This window comes from Advenella kashmirensis WT001 (genome assembly GCF_000219915.2).
GTDB lineage: Bacteria > Pseudomonadota > Gammaproteobacteria > Burkholderiales > Burkholderiaceae_B > Advenella > Advenella kashmirensis.
The window spans coordinates 3,087,420-3,108,209 of sequence record NC_017964.1 but is presented as its reverse complement, the minus strand read 5'-3'; the positions used below and the strand labels follow the sequence as shown (position 1 = coordinate 3,108,209).

20 protein-coding genes and 3 pseudogenes are annotated in these 20,790 nt (G+C 54.7%); 4 read left to right on the top strand and 19 right to left on the bottom strand.

The window, feature by feature from the left end; all coding sequences use genetic code 11:
• Positions 1-19: 19 nt before the first annotated feature.
• The 10 genes from TKWG_RS14595 to TKWG_RS14555 all read right to left on the bottom strand — a co-directional run bounded on the left by TKWG_RS14595 (position 20) and on the right by TKWG_RS14555 (position 8,998).
• Positions 20-1,393 carry an APC family permease gene (locus TKWG_RS14595; RefSeq protein ID WP_014751579.1) on the bottom strand — a complete coding sequence of 458 codons (1,374 nt, stop codon included), beginning with the start codon at positions 1,391-1,393 and terminating at the stop codon, positions 20-22.
• Positions 1,394-1,802: 409 nt separating this feature from the next.
• Positions 1,803-2,942 carry a metallophosphoesterase gene (locus tag TKWG_RS14585; protein WP_014751577.1) on the bottom strand — a complete coding sequence of 380 codons (1,140 nt, stop codon included), beginning with the start codon at positions 2,940-2,942 and terminating at the stop codon, positions 1,803-1,805.
• Positions 2,943-3,324: 382 nt separating this feature from the next.
• Positions 3,325-3,537 carry a hypothetical protein gene (locus TKWG_RS25170; protein WP_238534188.1) on the bottom strand — a complete coding sequence of 71 codons (213 nt, stop codon included), beginning with the start codon at positions 3,535-3,537 and terminating at the stop codon, positions 3,325-3,327.
• Positions 3,519-4,010 (bottom strand): metallophosphoesterase, encoded by a 492-nt coding sequence (locus TKWG_RS25165; protein ID WP_238534187.1) that lies wholly within the window; start codon positions 4,008-4,010, stop codon positions 3,519-3,521. The genes TKWG_RS25170 and TKWG_RS25165 overlap by 19 nt, the downstream gene beginning before the upstream one ends.
• The gene (locus TKWG_RS26070) at positions 4,007-4,141 is read right to left on the bottom strand and encodes a hypothetical protein (RefSeq protein WP_014751576.1); all 135 of its coding nucleotides are present in this window, start codon (positions 4,139-4,141) and stop codon (positions 4,007-4,009) included. Before TKWG_RS26070 ends, TKWG_RS25165 begins: the two co-directional genes overlap by 4 nt.
• 10 nt (positions 4,142-4,151) lie before the next feature.
• A complete protein-coding gene (locus TKWG_RS14575; protein ID WP_148274551.1) occupies positions 4,152-5,414 on the bottom strand; it encodes an ABC transporter substrate-binding protein in 1,263 nt (420 codons plus the stop codon).
• A 12-nt stretch (positions 5,415-5,426) separates the two neighbouring features.
• Positions 5,427-6,269 carry a carbohydrate ABC transporter permease gene (locus TKWG_RS14570; protein WP_014751574.1) on the bottom strand — a complete coding sequence of 281 codons (843 nt, stop codon included), beginning with the start codon at positions 6,267-6,269 and terminating at the stop codon, positions 5,427-5,429.
• A complete protein-coding gene (locus tag TKWG_RS14565) occupies positions 6,266-7,138 on the bottom strand; it encodes a carbohydrate ABC transporter permease (RefSeq protein ID WP_014751573.1) in 873 nt (290 codons plus the stop codon). The genes TKWG_RS14570 and TKWG_RS14565 overlap by 4 nt, the downstream gene beginning before the upstream one ends.
• Positions 7,084-8,283: an ABC transporter ATP-binding protein gene (locus TKWG_RS14560; protein ID WP_014751572.1), complete on the bottom strand. Its 1,200-nt coding sequence runs from the start codon at positions 8,281-8,283 to the stop codon at positions 7,084-7,086. Before TKWG_RS14560 ends, TKWG_RS14565 begins: the two co-directional genes overlap by 55 nt.
• On the bottom strand, positions 8,276-8,998 hold the full coding sequence (locus tag TKWG_RS14555) for an HAD family hydrolase (RefSeq protein ID WP_014751571.1): 723 nt from the start codon (positions 8,996-8,998) through the stop codon (positions 8,276-8,278). Before TKWG_RS14555 ends, TKWG_RS14560 begins: the two co-directional genes overlap by 8 nt.
• 99 nt (positions 8,999-9,097) lie before the next feature.
• Here TKWG_RS14555 and TKWG_RS14550 point away from each other — a divergent pair, with 99 nt between their 5' ends.
• The 3 genes and pseudogenes from TKWG_RS14550 (at position 9,098) to TKWG_RS14540 (ending at position 11,688) form a co-directional block, all read left to right on the top strand.
• On the top strand, positions 9,098-9,880 hold the full coding sequence (locus tag TKWG_RS14550) for a DeoR/GlpR family DNA-binding transcription regulator (protein ID WP_041710349.1): 783 nt from the start codon (positions 9,098-9,100) through the stop codon (positions 9,878-9,880).
• Positions 9,881-10,068: 188 nt separating this feature from the next.
• Positions 10,069-10,329 (top strand): helix-turn-helix domain-containing protein, encoded by a 261-nt coding sequence (locus TKWG_RS14545; RefSeq protein WP_014751569.1) that lies wholly within the window; start codon positions 10,069-10,071, stop codon positions 10,327-10,329.
• 4 nt (positions 10,330-10,333) lie between these two features.
• A pseudogene (locus TKWG_RS14540) lies at positions 10,334-11,688 on the top strand (type II toxin-antitoxin system HipA family toxin).
• Positions 11,689-12,021: 333 nt separating this feature from the next.
• Here TKWG_RS14540 and TKWG_RS14535 read toward each other — a convergent pair.
• Entirely contained in the window at positions 12,022-12,384 is a 363-nt protein-coding gene (locus TKWG_RS14535) for a hypothetical protein (protein WP_014751568.1), read from the bottom strand.
• Between the two features lie 123 nt (positions 12,385-12,507).
• Between TKWG_RS14535 and TKWG_RS14530 the strand changes: the two genes are divergently transcribed.
• The gene (locus TKWG_RS14530; protein ID WP_014751567.1) at positions 12,508-13,359 is read left to right on the top strand and encodes an alpha/beta fold hydrolase; all 852 of its coding nucleotides are present in this window, start codon (positions 12,508-12,510) and stop codon (positions 13,357-13,359) included.
• 388 nt (positions 13,360-13,747) lie between these two features.
• On the opposite strand, the gene TKWG_RS14525 is transcribed toward TKWG_RS14530, so the two are convergent.
• The 8 genes and pseudogenes from TKWG_RS14525 to cyoB form a co-directional block, all read right to left on the bottom strand.
• Entirely contained in the window at positions 13,748-14,245 is a 498-nt protein-coding gene (locus TKWG_RS14525; RefSeq protein WP_041709560.1) for a glycosyltransferase family 9 protein, read from the bottom strand.
• Positions 14,242-14,559 carry a hypothetical protein gene (locus TKWG_RS14520; RefSeq protein ID WP_041709558.1) on the bottom strand — a complete coding sequence of 106 codons (318 nt, stop codon included), beginning with the start codon at positions 14,557-14,559 and terminating at the stop codon, positions 14,242-14,244. The genes TKWG_RS14525 and TKWG_RS14520 overlap by 4 nt, the downstream gene beginning before the upstream one ends.
• Positions 14,560-14,805: 246 nt before the next feature.
• Entirely contained in the window at positions 14,806-15,351 is a 546-nt protein-coding gene (locus TKWG_RS14515) for a response regulator transcription factor (RefSeq protein WP_014751566.1), read from the bottom strand.
• On the bottom strand, positions 15,348-16,697 hold the full coding sequence (locus TKWG_RS14510) for an ATP-binding protein (protein WP_014751565.1): 1,350 nt from the start codon (positions 16,695-16,697) through the stop codon (positions 15,348-15,350). Before TKWG_RS14510 ends, TKWG_RS14515 begins: the two co-directional genes overlap by 4 nt.
• Positions 16,698-16,746: 49 nt before the next feature.
• Positions 16,747-17,535, bottom strand: coding sequence for an SURF1 family protein (locus TKWG_RS14505; RefSeq protein ID WP_407636930.1), 789 nt, complete (start codon positions 17,533-17,535; stop codon positions 16,747-16,749).
• Between the two features lie 164 nt (positions 17,536-17,699).
• A pseudogene (cyoD, locus tag TKWG_RS14500) lies at positions 17,700-18,102 on the bottom strand (cytochrome o ubiquinol oxidase subunit IV).
• Entirely contained in the window at positions 18,099-18,737 is a 639-nt protein-coding gene (gene cyoC, locus TKWG_RS14495; RefSeq protein ID WP_041709554.1) for a cytochrome o ubiquinol oxidase subunit III, read from the bottom strand. Before cyoC ends, cyoD begins: the two are co-directional and overlap by 4 nt.
• Positions 18,730-20,718 (bottom strand): annotated as a pseudogene (gene cyoB, locus TKWG_RS14490) (cytochrome o ubiquinol oxidase subunit I). The gene cyoC and the pseudogene cyoB overlap by 8 nt, the downstream one beginning before the upstream one ends.
• Positions 20,719-20,790 lie beyond the last annotated feature (72 nt).

Here is a 20,790-nt window from a genome sequence, read left to right as displayed (position 1 = left end):
TTCTCTCCTATTGAGGTGATTACTTCAGAACGGTGATTTCAGTTTGTGCTTTCGGCCCGTCCGGCTCCTGATCATCCCTGACCCGAAACAGGAGAATGGGCGCGCCTGCGGCCAGCACGGCCAGTCCAATCAGTGCAGCCACGCCGGTGTATGCGACGCTGGCGTAGAACATGTACAGGCAGGTCAGGCAAAACAGAATGGGCGTGATGGGGTACAAAGGCACTTTGTAGGGCAGGATGCGCTCAGGATGACGCCAGCGAAGCACGAACAGCGATAGGCCGACCAGCAGCATGAAAGCCCAGAATACAGGTGCTGTATAGTCCACCATGGCCTTGAAACCATCTCGGGTAATGGCGCCCATGGCGATGAGCGCCAGGGCGATGACGCCTTGCAGAATCTGGCCGTTGGCCGGGGTTTTGCCGCGGCTGTCCCAGATCGCCACCCACCTGAGTATGGTCATATCGCGCGCCATGACATAAAAAACCCGGGCACCCGTAAAAATGGTTGCATTCAGGGTAGAGATCGCCGCGACGATAATGGCCAGGGATACTGCGACCCGACCGGGTTCGCCAGCGACCACGTACATCATATCTGCGGCAACGGCATTGGATGCGCGCAGCCCGTCCAGGCCCAGAATAGAGAGCAGCGCCAGATTGGTGAGGACATAAAGCGTTACCAGAATCAGGGTGCCCAGCATCAGCACTTTGGCAATGTTGCGTGGCGCGTCCTTGAGTTCACCGGTCAAATAGGCCGCTTCGTTCCAGCCGCCATAGGTGAGCAGCACGAATATCATGGCCATGCCAAGTGCAGCCGTTTCCGGGGTAGCCGGTTGCGTTGCGGGCGGCGCCTGTCCAGAGCCCAGAAGACCAAACAGAATGATGGCGGCGACCGCTGCCACTTCGATAAAGGTGACGATAATCTGCAGGTTCTTGCCTTCAGTGGTGCCTATAAAATTGACCCCGGTCAGCACAATTACCGAGACCGCTGCATAGATGGAAGGGCCGTGGGGTCCCAAGGGGACAATTTGCGCCACGTAGTCACCGAGCATGAACGCAACTACCGCGATGGCGCCGGTCTGGATTACGGTGCAGCGCGCCCAGCCAAACATCATGGCAACCGAGCGACCATAGGCGCGCGACAGGAAATGGTATTCGCCGCCAGCATGAGGGTGCGCCGCAGACAGCTCGGCATAGCATAGCGCACCCACAAGAGTGATGAGTCCGCCAACAATCCAGACCAGAATAAACAGCCATTCGTAGGCGACATTGGCCGCGACAATTGACGGCGTGCGGAAGATACCGATACCGACAACCAGTCCGACCACAATAGTGACGGCGTCAAAAACAGAAAGCTGGGGCTGCGGCCTGGCCTGGTTCGGGCTGTGATCAGTCATCTGATTCCCTTGCTGTCAAACAAAAAATGTCAAACAAAGCTGAATGCTGCGTGGCAAATACGCCGTAGCGTCTGGATATCAAGGTGCTGCGAATGGTGCCGCAGATACTGTCCCGCCAAGATGTGGACAGAAAGGGCGTGGTCGGGGCGACGGGGCACTATGCCGGACAGGACGTCGCTTGATGTTGTCTACACCGGCAATGATGGAGCTACCGGTAGTGGCTGGTGCAAGTACAATGCAGAAGCTTACAACCAGCTGAAAAATACTTTACCATAAAAATAATGACAAGGCTGTGTAATTTTTTTGTGAAAATCACAAAAGTGATTTCTGTGATTTTGGTCAGGTCATGAGGCAAAGGAGCCAACTGCGTCAGGTCAGGCACGTATTGCATATGCCCGACCTGGTCGGATTATTCGGCAGCTTCGCTTTTGGCTCGCAGTACGATCTGCGTGATCTCGGACGGGCGTCCCAGCCGGATGGGAAACCCATTCCATAGCCCGGTTCCCATGCTGACGTACATTTTCATGGCATCGACATCATATAAGCCATCGACGAATCCGTCATTGGCCATTTTTGTGAGCACGTGCGCGCCTAAAATCTGGCCGCCATGCGTGTGCCCCGACAATTGCAGCGACACGCCGGCCTGTGCATGGGCGGAGGCACCCATCGGGCGGTGAGCCAGCAGGATAACGGTCTGGTTGGCGGGCGCCTGCTCCAGGGCAGCAGCGATGTCGGGGTCGGGAAGGCCAAAGCGAGCGGCCGCATGGTCGGTGATACCGGCCACCACAATCTGCTGGTTGTCGTGAGTGATGGTAACGTGCTGGTTAATAAGCATGCGTAGCCCAAGGTCGTTGAATGCCGACAGCCAGCTTTGGTATCCGGAATAATATTCATGATTTCCCGGAATGGCCAGTACGCCATATTTGGCCGTCAGCGATTGCAGCGGCTTGACATCATCTGCTCTGGCCTGTGGTGAGCCATCGACCATGTCACCAGTGATGACAGTCAGGTCGGGGTCCAGCGCATTGGCCCGGTCAACGACAGCGGCCATCCAGGGCCGCTGCAGCAGGCGGCTGGCATGCAAGTCGGTTAATTGAACAATACGAAAGCCGTCAAAGGCTGTGGGCAGGCCGGGCAACGCAATTTCAATTGTTTTTACTTTCGGGATCTTCACTGCATTCCAGACGCCGACAGCGGCGATCACAAGGGTGATCATGGTGATGACGACCAGTAGCCGCGGCGAGGCCAACAGCAAACGACCGGTGGCAGCCGATACAGGATAGGTCACGATTCCCAGCAAATCTTTTATGAGAATGAAAAAGCCCAGCAGAAGCAACGTGCAAAATAGCCAGCCCACCAGCATCAAGACTGCAGCAGGGACTTCAGGTGAGGCCATGGAGCCAAACCAGGTTCGGGTGATCAGGTGATGTTCGGCGATGCAAAGGACGGCTAGAGTCAATACGATTTTGGTAGTCAGATTAAGCGAAAGCGGCCAGATGCCGCGTGCGCTGACGTATAGACCAATGACCGCCATAATGATATGGAGCACGGGGAAATTCCTGGTGAAGTTATTGTGGTTCACGGATGTGGCACGGGCTTATGTCAAACCAGACATGTAAAACCACATACCGATTTTCAATCGTCATTATTAGTTGGTGCTGAACAAGTATGAACGATATGAAGGGAGATCGTATTATACGCAAGCGCGGGACATACCTGGTGTGTTTACCGTAAGCAGGCCGACCGTTTCAATCATGACTGGCAACAGGTGAGCCAGTCGGGACACTCAGGACGGATGTACGGGGCTGGCGCCCACTGTCTTGGCTGGGATAGCTGTGTGTATATACCCTGGGGGTATATACACACATGTGAACTACAGATAGATCTGTCTGTTACTGAAGCTTGCGTGCAACAGCAAGGCGGCTCGGCGCTCAGGCGAGCGCGGTGGTATCGTCGGCCATTTCATGCAGGCGATAGCGCCGGTCGCTGTCCAGGAAATCCTCTGCATGAATCAGGACTTGTTCCTCATTGAGCAGCACTACACCGTATTGTGGTTGCTCATGACTGCCATGGATGCAGCTTTTATCAGCATGCAGGTCAAGTGCCACCTGATGATTGGTGCCCCTCAGGGTTGAATAAGCCATGCCTCTGAAGGTGCCGCATATAGCCGATGGATATGGCCAAAAAAGACCTGGCGAATGCGGTGTTCAAAACCGTCAATCGCGCCGAAAAAAGCTGCGGTGTCCAGTAGTGAAAGTGCATCCATACTGCGAATGCCTATTGGAAAGAAGGGATGGTGCATGAACAACAGAACCGGTTTGCTCGATTCGGCCAGCCGTGCGCGTAGCCAATTGGCCCGGGTTTCGCAATAGACGCCCCAATGTACGCCCGGTTCGTTGGTATCAAGGAACAAGGCAAGGTATGGGCCGAAATCACGGGCATACTGAACAAAGCCGTTCTCGTCGGCATCGATATGTGCAAAGTGATGTCGGAACTGTTGCCGGCTATCGTGATTGCCCAGGATGGGGTACACCGGCATGGTCAATGGTGCCAGACATTCGCGCAAATGGACGTATGCCTGGGCGTGCCCATAGTGCGTGAGGTCGCCGGTAATCACAACGGCCTGCGCATCGGTTGGTGCGCGAGCATATGCGTTACGGCTTGTTGCAGGCGTTGCTTTGGATTGGTGCCATATAGAACACCGGCATCAGCAACCAGATGCGTATCAGTCAGATGGATAAATTTCATGATTATCACCTCACTTGAGAAGGTTTTGCACGTCTTGGGCCATGGCTTCCAGGGCTGGCTGCGGTTGGGCCGATTTATCGAATACAGTCTGCAGACGATCATTAATAACGTCCGTGATTTTCAGGCCGTTCTCTCCGGGGAAAGCATACCAGCCGGTGAGCCAGGGCATCTGCTTGACAGCGGTGTATTGGTTGGGATTGGCATCGTAGTACCCTTTGAGTTTTGCCGGATCGTCAATAGGCAATGTGTTGGCAGGGAAGTAGCCAGTACCTTTCGTCATGATCGTGGCGCCTTCGGGGCCGGTGGCAAATTTAATGTATTCCCAGGCTGCCTTTTGGCGCTCCGGGTCTTTGGTGAACATCATTGCTACGTTGCCGCCGGCCGGAACCTTTCCTTGCTCGCCATAGATTGGGAAATAACCTGTCACCATCTTGAATTTGTCACCAATTTGCTCTGCAATGCTCGACAAGCGCGATGTAGACGATGATAGGACAGCCAATTTCCCTGTCACGAACAGTTGGGTCGCATCCTTGAATCGCAGATTCTGCATGGTGTCGTTTTCGACCATGCGGCCCATCTGTGCAATGGATTCCTGGCCGATTTTATCGTTGAACGCCACCTTGGTTTCATCGGCGTTCAGCATCGTGCCGCCTTTGGAGAAAACCATGGCCTGCCAAAGCCAGTTGCCGGTAATTTCCCAGTCGTAATGCAGCCCGTTGGTGCCGGGGTTGGCCTTGCGTGACTTGTCGGCGATAGCGATGATCTCATCCCAGGTCTTGGGCAGTGCATCTGCTTTGACGCCGGCTTTGCTCAGCAAATCCATGTTGTAGTACACAATGGGGGTAGAGAGCGAAAACCCGATGCCGACCTGTTTGCCATTGACCTGTCCCAGCGAGAGCAGGGCGGGGCTGTAGCCGCTTTTGGCCCAGTCTTTTTCGGCATTGATAAACGGAGTGAGTTCGACCGCGATATTGCGATCGACAAAAACGCGCTGGCGATTTAAGCCCTGGTAGGACACGTCGGCCAGTTGTTTGGTAACGGCATGGCGCAATGCCTGCTGGGTCGCCTCTTCATACTCGGGCGTAGGCGCGCGGAACTTGACAGTATAGTCGGGAAACTTTTCGGTAAAGCGTTTGGCAATTTCAGCATGCACCTGATTGAACACATCAGGATATGGGTAGTCGACAATGAGTTCAATTTTTGCGGCAAAGGCCGTATTGCTTGTCAGGGACAGGCACGCCAGGGCGCGCAACAGATTTTTAGTTTGCATCATGAATTCCTTTGTTTAACCTTTGACACCCGAGAGGGTGACACCTTCGATAAAGCGCTTCTGCGCGGACAGAAAAAACAGCAGTAGGGGCAGCGTGATGATGACGGTGCCGGCCATCAGCGGTCCGAAATCGGTTCCGGCTTCCTCGTTCTTGAAGAACATCGTTCCTAGTGGCGGCGTGGCCAAGTCAGCGGTGTTGATTACCAGCAGCGGCCAGAAATAATCATTCCAGTGCCACACCACCGAGAATATCGAGAATGCGATCAGCGCCGGCATGGCTGCCGGCATCATGATGCGCCAGACCAGTTCGAACTCGCTCATGCCGTCAAGACGGGCGGCGTGAATAAGGTCATTAGGCACGCCCATAAAAAACTGGCGCATCAGAAAAATACCAAACCCGGACGCGATGAACGGAATGATTAGTGCGGCCGTCGTATCCAGCAATCCTGCGTGATACAGCAGGATGTAGAGCGGAATGGCCGTCGCCTGAAACGGAATCATCAGCGACATCATCACCAGTCCCCAGGCCAGGCGCTTGCCCCGGAACTGCAACTTGGCAAAACAATAGGCGGCGGGCAGCGCGACAATGATCTGCAGAACCAGGATGCCGGCACAGACCACGATGCCATTGACTAGATAGCGAAGCAGGGGCACCTGGGTTAGCGCCTTCGAATAATTTTCGATCGCAGCCCAATGCTGTGGCAACAGATGAAATCCTTCACGGAAAATCTCATCTGCCGGTTTCAGGGAGGTGGACAGCATCCAGACAAAGGGCAGCAGGAAGACTGCAGCGCCCGCCATTAACACCACGTGTCGGAATATTTGCCAGGAAAGCGAAGCGTGCATTGGATTTTTCATTGGTAATGGGTCCGTTTTTCCATGCCAATTTGCTGGATTAAGGTAAGTATGAAAATGCAGGCGACGAACACCAGCACGATGGCTGCGGCGTAACCCATGCGGAAAAAAATAAAGCCTTCGGAGTAAATCGTATGCAGGAGCACTTCTGTGGACTTGTTCGGCCCGCCCTGAGTAAGTGCATGTACAGTATCGAAAACTTGTAGTGATCGAATGCTGCAGACCGTTACTACGAACAGCATGGTTGGTCCCAGCATGGGTAAGGTCAAGCGCAGCAGGCGATCCAGCGGATGACGCATGCCGTCAAGCAGGCTGGCATGGCGCAGTTCCATTGGAATGTTTTTCAGGCCGGCAAGGAACATGACCATGGCCAGTCCCGCCATTTGCCATATCCCGATGGCAGCCAGCGACGGCAGGGCCAGGTCGTAATCGTTCAGCCAGTTCTGGGGGCTGATGCCAAACCATGACAGCACTTTGTTCAGAAAACCGACAGTGGGATGCATGAGAAATTGCCATACCACAGCCATGGCGATCAGTGTTGAGGCAACCGGCATGAAAAAGGCGGTACGGTAAAACCCGCGCAAGGATTCGTGGGATTCGATGAGCAAGGCAACACCCAGGCCGATTGCAATGGAGCACACCGACACGATGACCAGGTAATACACAGTATTGGCAAAGCTTTTGCGAAAGGTAGGGTCATTCCAGAGGTCGACGTAGTTGCCCAGCCCTACCCAGTTCCAGGTGCCGGCGCCGAACTGCCAGTCTGTTAAAGACATGAGCGCCACAATGAACAGGGGTACGATCAATAGCAAGGCAGTCAGAACCAGACAAGGGCCCAGTAGCAGCGACAGTTGCAGTGGCTTGATGCGCATAACGATCTCCTAGGCTGCCAATGACAGGCATTGCCTGTCTGCGCGCAAACTGTGCCCTGGGCATCAAACACATGCCAGGCCTCTTGTGGTACATGCACTTGCAACACTTCGCCGATTTTCAGGTGCGGCGCCGTTTCCAGCACCACGACTACAGATTCACCGGCCGATGTTTGCATGGTCACCATGCATTCAGGCCCGGTGAACTCGACCAGCGTGATTCTGCCCCTGACGCTCAGCGTATTACTCGAGGCAGTCAGTGATGCCTGTTGCGGACGAAATGCCAGTTGTGATGCGTGCTTCGGAAAGAAATCATGCAGCGGCTGGTCCTGCAGGCAGGCATGTCCGGTGGCATTTTGCGTGACCGCCAGGAAGTTGATCCGAGGTGCCCCCACAAAGGCGGCAACATTAGCATGGCTTGGGCTGTGATAAATTTCCTGGGGCGTGCCCAGTTGCAGGATATGCCCGCCTTTCATCACGGCGATACGATCAGACATGGACATGGCTTCGTGCTGGTCATGCGTGACATAGACGAAGGTGACACCCAGTTCATCGTGCAGTTGCCGGATTTCGCTGCGCAATGACTGGCGCAGGCTGGCATCCAGATTCGAGAGCGGTTCATCGAACAGGAACAGGGAGGGGCGTCGCACCATTGCACGCGCCAGCGCGACACGCTGACGCTGGCCGCCGGAAAGCTGTACGGGCTTGCGATCCCACAGATGGGCAATGCCCAGGATCTCGGCAATTTTTCGTCCCTGTTTTTGTGCGTCTTCGGTTTTGCGACGCGTTGCCGGGCTGATCCAGCGTGCCCCTGGCAGCCGTTGCGCAAAATGCAGCGTGCGCATATACAGCGGGGTGCAGATATTGTCGCCTACGGTCATATGAGGATAGAGCGCGTAGGACTGGAACACCATGGCGCAGTCTCGTTCGCCGGGCGACTGCGTCAATACATCCGTATTGCCCTTTCTGATTGTTCCGGTATCCGGCATCTCCAGTCCCGCCAGCAGTTTGAGCAGGGTTGATTTTCCGCAACCGGAAGCGCCTAGCAGGGTGAGAAATTCGCCATTACGTATAGTGAGCGATAGCTTGTTAAGTACGGTGGTTGTGCCGTAAGACTTGCTGATGTGGTCAAGGATAATATCAGTCATGATTCAGTTCCGGTAGAAGGGTGAACCGTTCGGCCAGCCATTGACTGAGCTCACCTGCATGTCGGTAGCTCAGCACGGCAGGGCTCAGTTCACCTGGGTGAGTGTGATAGCCGCCAAGATGGGCTGCAAAGTCAATACCCGCCTGCGCTGCGCAACGCGCGTCGATCCAGGAGTCGCCGACGAATAATGCTTCCCGCAACGGGCATTGGAGATGCGATAAGGTAGCCAGAATGGCAGCCGGATTCGGCTTGGCCGGCAAGCCATCATCCAGGCAGTGAATATGTGAAAAGAGTGACCGCCATCCGGTCTGATCCAGTAGGGCCAGCGTGGAAGCGCGATCGCGATTGGTGCACAACGCCAGCGTCAGGCTAGCCAAATGCAGTTGCGTGAGCATTTGACTTGTGTTCGGGTATGGCACAGCGGCAGATAATGCATGGCCATAATAGGAGCGCTCCATGTCGCGCATGGCTGCCTGCATCGCCTCGGCGCCCAGTTCCATTTGTTCGGTGGCCCGCAAGAACATTGCGCCAATACCCTGGCTTAATGCCAGACGCAGTGCTGCAGCTTCTAGGGTCGTTACGCCGGGAGTAACCGTGCGCACGGCCTTCAGCAGGCTGGGCCAGGTGTCCAGAAGTGTGCCGTCCAGATCAAAGATAATCGTTTTGTAGGTGGTATGTGGTGTCATGGCGCCCACTTTAACGATCGAATATGACATGGATATGAACACAAACGATCATTTATGATCTTTTTTCAACTGACTAAATTCATGACTGTTCATGTTATGGTAATGAATCTCAGCCAAAATGGATCATATATGCTCAAAGTAGAACGTCAACAGCGCATTTTGGCGCTTATGCAGGAAACCAACGCCGTGACCGTGCGGGACTTGGCGCGTGCGTTTTCAACGTCGCCGATTACCATCCGACGTGATTTACTTGAGTTGGGTGAAAAAGGGTTGCTGGAACGCACCCACGGCGGGGCGGTGGTCTCGCAAGAGGTGCTTGCCGAAGGCAATGCTCGCTACGAGATGTACAACTACGCCGAAAGGCATCGCCAGCAGTCGACTGAAAAGGCTGCCATTGCCGAATGCGCCATTCAGTATATTTCTGACGGCGACAGCATTCTCATCAATGCCGGGACGACCGCCCACGCACTGGCCCAGGCACTTAGCGGTCATCAGGACCTGCATGTGATTACCAATGGCCTGACAGTTGCTGCGACAGCCGGGCAAAGCCATCTTGCCCATGTCTATGTGCTGGCCGGGCGTCTGGACCCGCGCAAGCAGGCCACCATAGAGCGTGCCGACAATGATGTGTTATCCGGCATTCAGATTCGCGAAGCCTTTCTGGGTGTGCATGCAGTATCTGCCGCGGGTATTTTCATGCGTGATAGCGAAGATGCTTCCATGAATCGGGCTTTTATCGCAGCAGCCAGTTGTACCACGGTTATGGCAGACCATACTAAGCTTAACGCCTTTGCAAGCTTTCGCATTTGCCCGTGGTCGCAGGTTGAGCGCCTGATTACCGATGCTGCTGCTGATCAGGCGGTGTTGCAGGCGATTCGTGAACAAGGTGTGGAAGTGGTCATCAGCGGCTAATCGTTGTTGGCAAAAAACTCAATTGCAGCTTAACCGCGCATTTGCCCGTGCGTTTCTTCTAAATACTAAATACATATTATAATTTGTATATTGAAAATACAATGTATATTTTGTATACTGATAATACAATTTAAATGCTGTATTTTAAATTTACAGCTTATAATTTGTAAAAATCTCAGGAGATATGGATGCGCGACTATACTGTTCAAACGTCGGCACAACTGCCCATGCTGCTGCAGGCGTTCCGCAAGGAGGCCGGGCTCACGCAACGTGAAGCAGCCCTTCGGCTGGGTGTGACGCAGCAGACATTGTCTGCACTGGAGCGTCACGCAGACACCGTGAGCGCAGATCGACTGTTGCGATTGCTCAGCATTCTGGGCGTGGATCTGGTGCTGCGCAAAAGCGGTGAGCCCGACACCGCGGCCGGCGTAGTTCCCTCAGTCTGGTAACGCCATGGGCAGACGCTCTCATGCCCGTACACTCGGGCTATGGATGAACGCAGACTATGTGGGGACCTGGCATACCCGGCCAGGCGATGGCGAGGTTCTGCAATATGCAGACAGCTGGGTTGCCTCGACGCGTGGCCGGGCGCTTTCCCTGTCTCTTCCTTTTGCACCTGGCAATCCGCCACATCGTGGCGACGCCGTACGCGCCTATTTCGAAAATCTGTTACCTGACAGCAAAGAAATTCGCCAACGGGTGGCGCGTCGATACCAGACAGGTTCCACCGATGCGTTCGACTTGCTGATGCAGGTGGGCCGCGATTGCGTGGGCGCCTTGCAACTGCTTCCCGAAGGCATGCAGCCAGAGGCGGTAAACGCTGTTCATGCCACACCACTTAGCGAGGCCGAAGTCGCCCGCTTGTTGCGCGATACGCTCAATCCCGGCCCCTTGGCCGCGCAGCCGGTTCCGATGCACAAGACTTGCGCATCTCCATTGCCGGCGCGCAGGAAAAAACGGCCCTGTTGTATTTCCAGGGTCGCTGGTGCCGACCGCAAGGCGCGACGCCCACGACGCATATTTTCAAGTTGCCAATGGGGCTGGTCGGGAATATGAAGCTGGACTTGAGCGAGTCTGTCGAAAACGAATGGCTTTGTGCCCAGATCCTGCGCGCCTACGGGCTACCGGTAGCCGAATGCGAACCGCTGCAGTTCGAAGACATGAAGGTATTGTCCGTAACGCGATTCGATCGTGCCTGGATTGCTCATGGAGAGCAAAAACCGTGGCTGGCCCGGCTGCCACAGGAAGATTTTTGCCAGATCACGGCGACCCCACCCCATTTGAAATATGAGGCTGATGGTGGACCTGGCGTAGATCGCATCATGAGGCTACTTGACACCTCTCTTTATTCTGAACGTGATAAACGCACTTTTTTCCAGTCGCAAATACTTTTCTGGATGTTGTGGGCGCCCGATGGTCAAGCGAAAAATTTCAGCGTTTTTCTCAGGCCTGGTGGAGGCTACGAGCTCACGCCGCTATATGACATTCTTTCCGTTCTGCCTTTTCTGGGAGAAGGCAAGGGCAAGCTCTCGCCTTTCAGGGTGAAAATGGCGATGGCCGTGCGCTCAAAAAACGCGCATTACCTGATGCGAACAATTGAGCGACGGCACTGGTTGAATGTGGGCGAGCGTTATGGGGTAGTCACGCCTGACGGGCACAGCGCACAGGCAGTTGTAGATGATCTTGTGGCGCGAACGCCCGCGGTCGTGCGGGCTGTGCGGGCCGGGCTACCCAAGTCATTTTCCGAGTCGCTGGCTGACAGTATTCTGCAGGGTCTGCAGGCTTCGGCTGACAGGCTGGCGGGGTGATGCTGCGGACCGGGTTTTGGTTGTTTGTTTGCCAGAGCCCGTTTAATTCGCAGGACACATCAGCAAGCCGACGTTCGCCAAACCATAATTTGCACGCGGCGATTTTCGCGGGGCGCCGGTAGACGGCTGCATCAACAGCCACTGTAATGCTGTCATGCCGGGGCTTGTTGGCCAGTGTCCGCCAGCGAGAGATTGGTATTGCTCTTCAGACAGCATAACCGCAGTCTCTTTTTAACAGTACTGCTTGTGGAATTAGAGTACTAAATTCGGTATTGAAATATAAGATACCTTTGCTATAGGAGATATTGAAATGGCAGTTACTCAATTAAAAGGTCAATAACATAGCTTATTGACATAAAAATGGGAAGCGGTTAGGATGAGCGTGCAATGTATTAATGAATAAATATGCCATTCGTCATTAATGCCCCAGCAGTTGCGTCGATCAATTCGTGCGCTGAGGGTGCGCAGGGAAATTGCATAAGAGGACATAGTCATGAGATTGCCAGGCTTTTTTATATGCTGATCCGATAGTTCGCGGGGTCCGCTGCGCTCGCGAACACGCAGGCGCATTTGTGTTCGGTTCTCATCACAGTAACCAGCGATAGGCATGACAAGTGGCATTAGTAATAAGCGATAGGCATGGCGCTTTGAAACCTCATTTGAAAAAAACGGCAGCAGATTGTTTTCAGAACGCAAGCGTCGCTATACCAGGCACTGGTATGCAATGCGTTCCCGCTGCCTTAAAGGATTGTTAGCTACACGTTTTGCCGGATTGATTTCGCTTGAGTAAATGATATTTATAACAATGGGAGAGTAGAGATGAGCATAAAATTTCGGGCTGTAGCCCTTGCTGTTGGCGCCATTGCAATGATCGGCGTGGGATCAGCGCACGCAGAAGAGGCTGTCGTCAAGTCGGTGAAGAACGGCACCGCGACGATTAGCTATCATGCACAAGGAAAAGGGCCGCTGGTTCTGCTGATTGCCTCAACAGGACGCGGCACCGAGGAGTTTGGCCAACTGGCCGAGCGCCTGGCGCAACGGGGTTACCGGGTACTGCGACCGGAGCCGCGCGGTATTGGTGGCAGTCACGGTCCGATGCAAGGGGTTTCCTTTCATGACTTTGCCAAGGACTTTGCCGCTGTCATCAGGAACGAGGGCGACAAAGCCATTCTCGCGGGGCATGCGTATGGCAACTGGATTGCCCGTACGATTGCTTCAGACCACCCAGAACTGGCGCGCGGTGTCGTTCTGGTTGCGGCCGGCGCCAAGTCCTGGCCGAAGGAACTGAGCGAAGCCATTACGATGATCAATGATCCTGCATCCTCGCGCGAGCAACGTCTGGAAGGCTTGAGGCTGGCATTCTTTGCACAGGGAAGCGATCCGGAACCCTGGCTTGAAGGCTGGAATCAGGCAGTGACCAAAAGCCAGCGCGCGGCCCGCAAACTGACCAACCGGGATGACTGGTGGGCTGGTGGCACCGTGCCCATGCTTGATCTGCAAGGCGGTGTTGATCCCTTTCGTCCGGCCGCCTCGCGCAACGAATTGAAGCAGGAGTTTGGCGATCGGGTTACGGTCAAGGTGATCGACAATGCAAGCCATGCGCTGCCCGCTGAAAAGCCGATAGAAACAGCCAATGCGATTGCAGATTGGGCCGACACCTTAAAAGAGTAGTTCACGTTACGATGTCATGAAAACGGGGGGGCGATGTGTAATGGCGCAGACATCGACCGCTTACCAAGAGCCAATAGCTTGTCTGCTTTCATCATGGGCGCGCTTTAACGATGGGCAGCTGCGGTTCGCTCAGCCGCTAGCGTGGACCGTATGATTGCTCTGCAACGATATTGGCTTGGGTACATGGGCAGGTGGCATATTATCATGCAGGAGGTATATCGGTGACCACTGCCTTGCCCAACCCGGCGGGCAGGTACGTTGGGTCGATCGTCGCGTGTTTCCATTTTCTGCAATTGACGCAATGATCGGGTGACTGCTGTGACTGTGACTGCAAAGCGCCAGTACTTGCGACGCCATACTCGCAGTGGCAACCACAAGTGTGGCACGATTACGCCAGGCACCCATTGGGGACGCCAGCGCAGCATATTGCGGGGTCGGTGGGATATCGTGACGGTTGGCACACCCAGGCCGAGGCCAGGTGCCCAATGCCTGAATCGTTGCCGATCAGATAGCCCGATTCGTGGATAAAATCGCCCAATGCCTGCAGCGATTCAAAATGATGCACGGAAAAGGGTTGTTTCTGTGCCGTAGCCTGCCATGCCGCGGCTTCGCGCTCTTCCACTACAAAGGCAACGTCATGCCCTTGGCGAGACAAGCGTTGCGCCAATTCTATAAATTTGGAGTCGGACCAATAGCGTTCGGCTGACCCTGCTGTCGGGTGGATCACGATACGCCTGCGGTTTTGCCGCCAGCGCTCCGGATGTGGGAGAACCAGGCCGCAGGCGCTGGACCAGTCTTCAATACCATAAACGGCTTTTGCAAAATGGCGCAATTCGTCCAGGAAAAGTCTGGGCTGTGCCGGCTGCTGGCGCAACCACGTGGTCAATGACCTGAGCGGGCGCGGACAGTTGTGTGGATCAAGCGCGATGGCTGATCAATATCCATCTGGAACACGCTGTCAAATTGCGTCAGGGCCAACGCGCCTTCAGAAGGAATCGGCCGCACTTCAAGGCCTGGCAACCACGAGGCCAGTGCATGCGCCTGCCGTCCGAACACGGTGACCCGGCGGCCGCTGCGCACCAGATTGTGGGCCAGAGCGAGCAGCAACAGGGAATCGCCAAGTTTATTGGAAACCAGGAAAGCGATATGTTCGGAAGGAGCCATGAAAAGGTGCTGCAGAATATGAATGATTCGTATCATATTGTTACGCCGGAAAAAAGGCAATGCCGGCGAGCGTTAGCCGCAAAATAATTATCCAATCAGACACCGACAGCCAGCCTGATCGGTTATGCATGAATAAGGTGTAAAAATGAATCGGGACTCGTTATTTTTGTGGGATACGAATGAATGTTGCGACAAATAAAAAGGCCGAAAGCAATAATCTTTCGACCCTTCGCTGTGCTCATGAAAAGGTCATGGCACTTAATCAATCGCCTTTGTGCCAGGTTATTTCACTTGTTGTTTGTTTAGTTTGCGAGCAAGTGTGCGGCGATGCATGCCCAGGCGACGTGCGGTTTCCGAAATATTGAATCCCGTTTCTGCCAGTGTTTCGTGGATGCGCTCCCATTCCAGGGTCTTGATGGATGATTGGCGCGCGCTGAGCTTGACGTTGGTGACGCCGCCCGAACGGCCAAAGGCGGCCTCAATGTCATCTGTATTAGCTGGTTTGGCAAGATAATGACAAGCGCCAAGTTTGATGGCCTCTACAGCGGTGGCGATACTGGCAAATCCGGTCAGTACGACGATCAGCATGTCCGGGTTATGGGCGTGCAAGTCCTTCACACAGGCAAGTCCAGAGCCTTCTCCCTTTAGCTTGAGGTCAACAACCGCATACGCGGGTGTGCGGTCCTGCAGCACGGCAAGCACAGATTCCTGACTGTTGGCGGCAACGACGTGATAGCCGCGACGCTCCAGCGAACGCGTTAGTGTGCGTGCGAACGCCGCATCGTCTTCCACGATCAGTAGCTCACCTTTAATGGCGTCATTCGTCAATGGTCATCTCCTTTTTCCAGTTTGATGGCCGATAGGGGCAATAACAGTGTAACTGATGCACCGCCAGACAGCAGATTCTGTGCGGTAATGCTACCCCCAAGGGTGCGGGCAACGTTGACCGAGAGAAACAGACCCAGTCCGCCTCCAGGCTTGCCTTTGTTGGAGTTGTATGGCTGTCCCAGGTGAGCCAGCATTTCCGGAGCGAATCCGGGGCCTGCATCCTTGACGGTCAGAACAAGCAGATCGTCTTCACGCGTGACTTCTACGCGCAGCCAGTCGGGCGAGGCTTCCAGCGCGTTATCCAGGACATTGCCGATCATCTGTTGCAATGCAGAGTCTGAAACGATACGCACGTCCGGGCCAAAACGGTTGTCATAAAGCATTTGCCTGGGTTGGCGCACCAAGCGCCATTGCTCCAGCACTTGATCAAGAAACTGATGCACTGTTGTTTCTGTTGGAGAGTCACCGCGTGTTTTACCGGCAGAGACCAGAATGCCGGTAACGATTGCCTTGCAGCGCATGACCTGGGTCTGCATTTCATCGATATCCTGCAGCAATTCCGGATTTTTGGTAAAGGGTAACATATGCTGCCAGTCGCCCAGAATGACGGCCATCGTCGACAGCGGCGTGCCCAGTTCATGCGCGGCACCGGATGCCAGCAGACCCATGCGCACAATATGTTCTTCTTCTGCTGCGGCCTGGCGCATGGCAGCCAGGTGGGTATCACGCATGCGCAGGTTCCGGCTGATCCGTGTCATGAACACCATGATCAGGGCGGCATTGAGCGTGAAGCAGACCAGCATGCCCAGCACGTACAGGCTGTTCAGACCCTGTTCATGGGCCGGTGGCAGGATCAGCGTTTGCTTGGACAGGGCAAGCCAGGCAAAGCAGGCACTGGTTATGCCCATCATTATCCACGTACTGCGGGGCGTGAGCAGCACAGCTGCCAGTGTGAGTTGCAGCAAGAACAGAAAAATGAATGGGTTGCTCGCGCCGCCGCTAAAGTGCAATTGGGCTGTGAGTATGCCTACATCGGCCAGCAATGCGACGAAAAGCTGGGTGTTGCTGACCGGATTGCCGGCACGCAAGAACAGCATGCTGCCCACGTTAAACAGCACCAGTAGCAGTACCAGGGCCAGCATGGTATTGAGCGGCAGTGCAAGATCCAGGACAAATTGCGCTACCAAAATTGTCATCACCTGACCCAGCACGGCAATCCAGCGCAATTGGATCAATTGAAGCATATTCTGGCGGCCCGTGGCATTGCCATCATCGAGCCGGCCCGGGTCAGTTGCCTGCAGGTAGGTGGTCCGACTCAGGGAGGGTTGGTTGCGAAAAGGGTCCAATTTCAGATAATTCCGGGTCGTCGCCTGGTTTATGGCGGAAAACTGCGTGTCATTTTTCCGACTTGCGGATGTGATATTCCTCACGCCAAACGTAGTACACGGCAAGGATGACCAGTATAGCCAGACCAAACCAGGTGATGGCATACATTAAATGGTTATTACTGAATGATACTACCGTCAGACCTGCAACTGGCAGGTGTTCGTCGGCAATATGCAACTGACCGGAGGCGCTCGTAGCGGTCGCTGCTGCGGGTTCACTGCTATTGGATGGCGCGGCCGGTGACATGCCCGGAAAAATACGGGCGCCGGGGCCATCGGCATCTACAAAATAGGGCGCCAACGGGCTGAGTCCACGGCTTTTCCCGATTTGCAGCACATCTCTGGAAAACCAGCGATTTTCATCAGGGCGATTATCTCGCAGAAAACCACCACGGGGCTCGGTCAATCGTATCAGACCCGTCAGCTTGATCTCGCCTGCCGGTTCATGACTGTGGCGCCAAGGGCCGTTTTGTTGTGCCTGCGGCACGAAACCCCGGTTAACCAGAACAATGCTTTGATCATCAAGACGCAGGGGCGTCATGACCCAATAACCTGTGCCAAGAACGGTTGACGCTTGCACCAGCGCAGATTGCGCATGCAGATAAGTACCGCGCAGTTTGACACGGCGATATTCATCGCGGGACGCCGACATGGTATTCCAGTCGCCGCGATCAGGAGGAGCAACGGCCGGGGCGTGGATGCGCTGCGCCACGCGCTCCATCAGATCCAGCTTCCAGGCACGCCGTTCCATTTGCCAGATACCGAGAGCGCAGAAGCCGAGGAAAACCACAAGTGCAATTAGTAACCAGACCAGGCGTACCCAGGCCCGTTTCGGCGGATGAGGATCAGGTTGGGTGGTGAGGGAAGGGGGAGAAGGGGAACTGACGATGGTCTCCTGCCGGGACCTCTGGCACGACCGACCCGTTGATCGGCATGCCTGGATGCGGTCCCGGAAAGCGTGGATCAGAGCATGTTTTTCATGTCATGAATCATGTTGGGCATCATGTTGGTATTCAGATGGTACATGACCACACAGGGAGCCAGCCAGCGCGATGACGACGATGATGATCGTAAAGATCATGGCCAGCAGGCTCCAGCCGCCTTCGGCGCGCGTGTTCATGTGCAGGAAGTAAACCACATGCACACACATCTGTATGGCGCCCAGAGCCAGGATGACCAGGGCCGTGACGCCGGATTTTTCAAACACATTGCCCATGACCAGCCAGAACGGAATAATGGTCAGAATGACAGACAGGATGAAGCCGGTCATATAGCCGCGAAATGTGCTCTCGCCGTGTCCGTCATCGTCGTGGTGATCGTCGTGTGCGTTTGTGTGGTGCTGTGCAGTATTGGAAGGTGTGGTCATGGCAGGACCCCCATCAGGTAGACAAAGGTGAAAACGGCGATCCAGATCACATCCAGGAAATGCCAGAACATGGATAGACACATCAGGCGCCGCCGGTTCTCAGGAATCAGGCCGTGCTTTTTCAATTGGAACAGGAGCGTGACCAGCCAGATGACCCCAAAGGTAACATGCAGGCCGTGCGTACCAACCAGAGTAAAGAAAGATGACAGGAATGCGCTGCGCTGAGGGACGGCATTCATATGGATCAGATGAGCGAATTCGTATAGTTCCAGTCCCAGGAAGACGAGTCCGAAAAGGCCGGTAATGCCCAGCCAGATCATGGCCGGACGTAGGCGATTGCGCTGCGCTTCCAGCATGCAGAACCCATAGGTAATGGAAGAGAGCAACAGCATGGCTGTATTGACCGCCACCAGTTGCAGATCAAACAGGTCTGCCCCAGACGGGCCTGCCGCATAATTGCGGCCTACCACACCATGCACGGCGAACAGGCAGGCAAAAATCAGGCAGTCGCTCATCAGGTAGATCCAGAACCCTAGTGCGGTTCCGTTCTGCGGGTGATGCTCTTGCTTCAGGTAAAAATCAATTGGCGCAGTGGCCGCTACCTGACGAGGGGGGATGGCGGTGGTATCAGACATGGTTGGCTAATAAACGAGTGCGTTCGGCTTCAGTACGGGCAACATCTTCTGCAGGAATGTAATAATCGCGCTTGTAGTTGAACGTATGGTAAATGGTGCCGCCAATGATGGCGAGAAATGTCAGGGCGCTGACAAGCCACATGTGCCAGACCAGCGCAAATCCGAGCAATGTGCATAGACCGGCGATGATAATGCCTGCACCGGTATTGGCGGGCATGTGAATTGGCAGAAAACCTGTAAGCGGACGCTGAACGTTGTTCTGTTTCATATGATCCCAGGCATCGCCTTCGTGTACTTGCGGCGTGAATGCGAAGTTGTAGGACGGCGGAGGCGATGAAGTTGACCACTCCAGTGTGCGTCCGTTCCAGGGGTCGCCGGTAGTATCGCGCAACGAATCACGCTTGCGATAGCTGACAACCAGCTGGATCAGGAAGCTGGCGATGCCCAGCGCAATCACGAAAGCGCCGGCTGCAGCAATCTGGAACCAGATCTGCAAGGATTGATCCTCGAAGTGGTTCAGGCGACGTGTAACGCCCATGAAGCCCAGCACGTACAGCGGCATGAAAGCCATGTAAAAGCCAATCAGCCAGCACCAGAACGAGCACTTGCCCCAAAAAGGATCCAGCTTGTAGCCGAATGCCTTGGGGAACCAGTATGTGATTGCGGCGAACAAACCGAATAGCACGCCGCCAATAATGACATTATGAAAGTGTGCAATCAGAAAGAGGCTATTGTGCAGGACAAAGTCGGCCGACGGGATGGCCAGCATCACGCCTGTCATACCGCCGATGACGAAAGTCACCATGAAGCCAATTGTCCACATCATGGGAACATCGAAGCGGATCCGGCCGCGATACATAGTGAACAGCCAGTTGAAGAGCTTGGCGCCGGTCGGGATCGAAATGATCATGGTGCAATGCCGAAGAAGGAATTGACACTGGCGCCCGAGCCATGGTGAAAAAGTGGTGCAGCCAGACCAGATAGGACAGAATCGTGATCACGACGGTGGCGTACACCATGGATGCGTAACCGAACAGGCGTTTGCCGCTATAAGTGGAAACGATCTCGGAGAATACGCCGAACAATGGCAGAATCAGGATATAGACCTCAGGGTGACCCCAGATCCAGATCAGATTCACATACATCATGGGGTTGCCGCCCAAATCGTTTGTAAAGAAATTGGTACCTACGTAGCGGTCCAGCGTGAGCAGGGCCAGCACGGCGGTCAGGACGGGGAACGATGCCACGATCAGGGTGTTGGTACACAGCGATGTCCAGGTAAATATCGGCATTTTCATCATGCCCATGCCGGGAGCCCGCATCTTGACAATCGTCACGATCAGGTTGATACCTGACAGGGTCGTTCCGACCCCCGCTACCTGCAATGCCCATATGTAATAATCCATGCCGACGCTGGGGCTATGCTCTATGCCTGAGAGCGGCGGATAGGCCAGCCAGCCGGTGGTCGAGAATTCGCCAATGAAAAGGGAAATCATCACCAGCACGGCACCGCCGGTGGTCATCCAGAAACTGAAGTTGTTCAGGAACGGAAAGGCGACATCCCGCGCACCGATCTGCAGCGGGACGATATAGTTCATCAGCCTGTCACCAGAGGCATGGCCACGAAGAAGATCATGATCACGCCATGTGCAGTGAATATCTGGTCGTAATGATGGGGCGGCAGGTAGCCTGTGGCATCGCCAAAGGCAATGGCCTGCTGAATCCGCATCATGATGGCGTCGGAAAAACCGCGCAGCAGCATGATCAGGCCGAGGATCATGTACATGATGCCGATTTTCTTGTGATCGATGCTGGTAAACCATTCGAGCCATAGGTAGCGCCACAGCTTGAAATAGCTAATTGCCGCAACGAGAGCAACACCGCCAAGTAACACGACGGCGAAGGTAGCGATCAGGATAGGTTCGTGGAAGGGTATGGCGTCCCAACCGAGGCGACCTAGAATAAGGGAATGCAGATCCATGGGCTCAAATTATCGAAAATAGAGTGACGGCCAATACTGCTGGCCGGGATATGGCTTTTAAGAGGACATAGC

What these genes read in the sequence shown, in the direction of transcription:
- TKWG_RS14595 (WP_014751579.1), bottom strand. Translation starts at nt 1,393, where the DNA reads ATGACTGATCACAGCCCGAACCAGGCCAGGCCGCAGCCCCAGCTTTCT.
- TKWG_RS25170 (WP_238534188.1), bottom strand. Translation starts at nt 3,537, where the DNA reads ATGGCTTATTCAACCCTGAGGGGCACCAATCATCAGGTGGCACTTGAC.
- TKWG_RS26070 (WP_014751576.1), bottom strand. Translation starts at nt 4,141, where the DNA reads ATGAAATTTATCCATCTGACTGATACGCATCTGGTTGCTGATGCCGGT.
- TKWG_RS14575 (WP_148274551.1), bottom strand. Translation starts at nt 5,414, where the DNA reads ATGATGCAAACTAAAAATCTGTTGCGCGCCCTGGCGTGCCTGTCCCTG.
- TKWG_RS14570 (WP_014751574.1), bottom strand. Translation starts at nt 6,269, where the DNA reads ATGAAAAATCCAATGCACGCTTCGCTTTCCTGGCAAATATTCCGACAC.
- TKWG_RS14565 (WP_014751573.1), bottom strand. Translation starts at nt 7,138, where the DNA reads ATGCGCATCAAGCCACTGCAACTGTCGCTGCTACTGGGCCCTTGTCTG.
- TKWG_RS14560 (WP_014751572.1), bottom strand. Translation starts at nt 8,283, where the DNA reads ATGACTGATATTATCCTTGACCACATCAGCAAGTCTTACGGCACAACC.
- TKWG_RS14555 (WP_014751571.1), bottom strand. Translation starts at nt 8,998, where the DNA reads ATGTCATATTCGATCGTTAAAGTGGGCGCCATGACACCACATACCACC.
- TKWG_RS14550 (WP_041710349.1), top strand. Translation starts at nt 9,098, where the DNA reads ATGCTCAAAGTAGAACGTCAACAGCGCATTTTGGCGCTTATGCAGGAA.
- TKWG_RS14545 (WP_014751569.1), top strand. Translation starts at nt 10,069, where the DNA reads ATGCGCGACTATACTGTTCAAACGTCGGCACAACTGCCCATGCTGCTG.
- TKWG_RS14530 (WP_014751567.1), top strand. Translation starts at nt 12,508, where the DNA reads ATGAGCATAAAATTTCGGGCTGTAGCCCTTGCTGTTGGCGCCATTGCA.
- TKWG_RS14520 (WP_041709558.1), bottom strand. Translation starts at nt 14,559, where the DNA reads ATGATACGAATCATTCATATTCTGCAGCACCTTTTCATGGCTCCTTCC.
- cyoC (WP_041709554.1), bottom strand. Translation starts at nt 18,737, where the DNA reads ATGTCTGATACCACCGCCATCCCCCCTCGTCAGGTAGCGGCCACTGCG.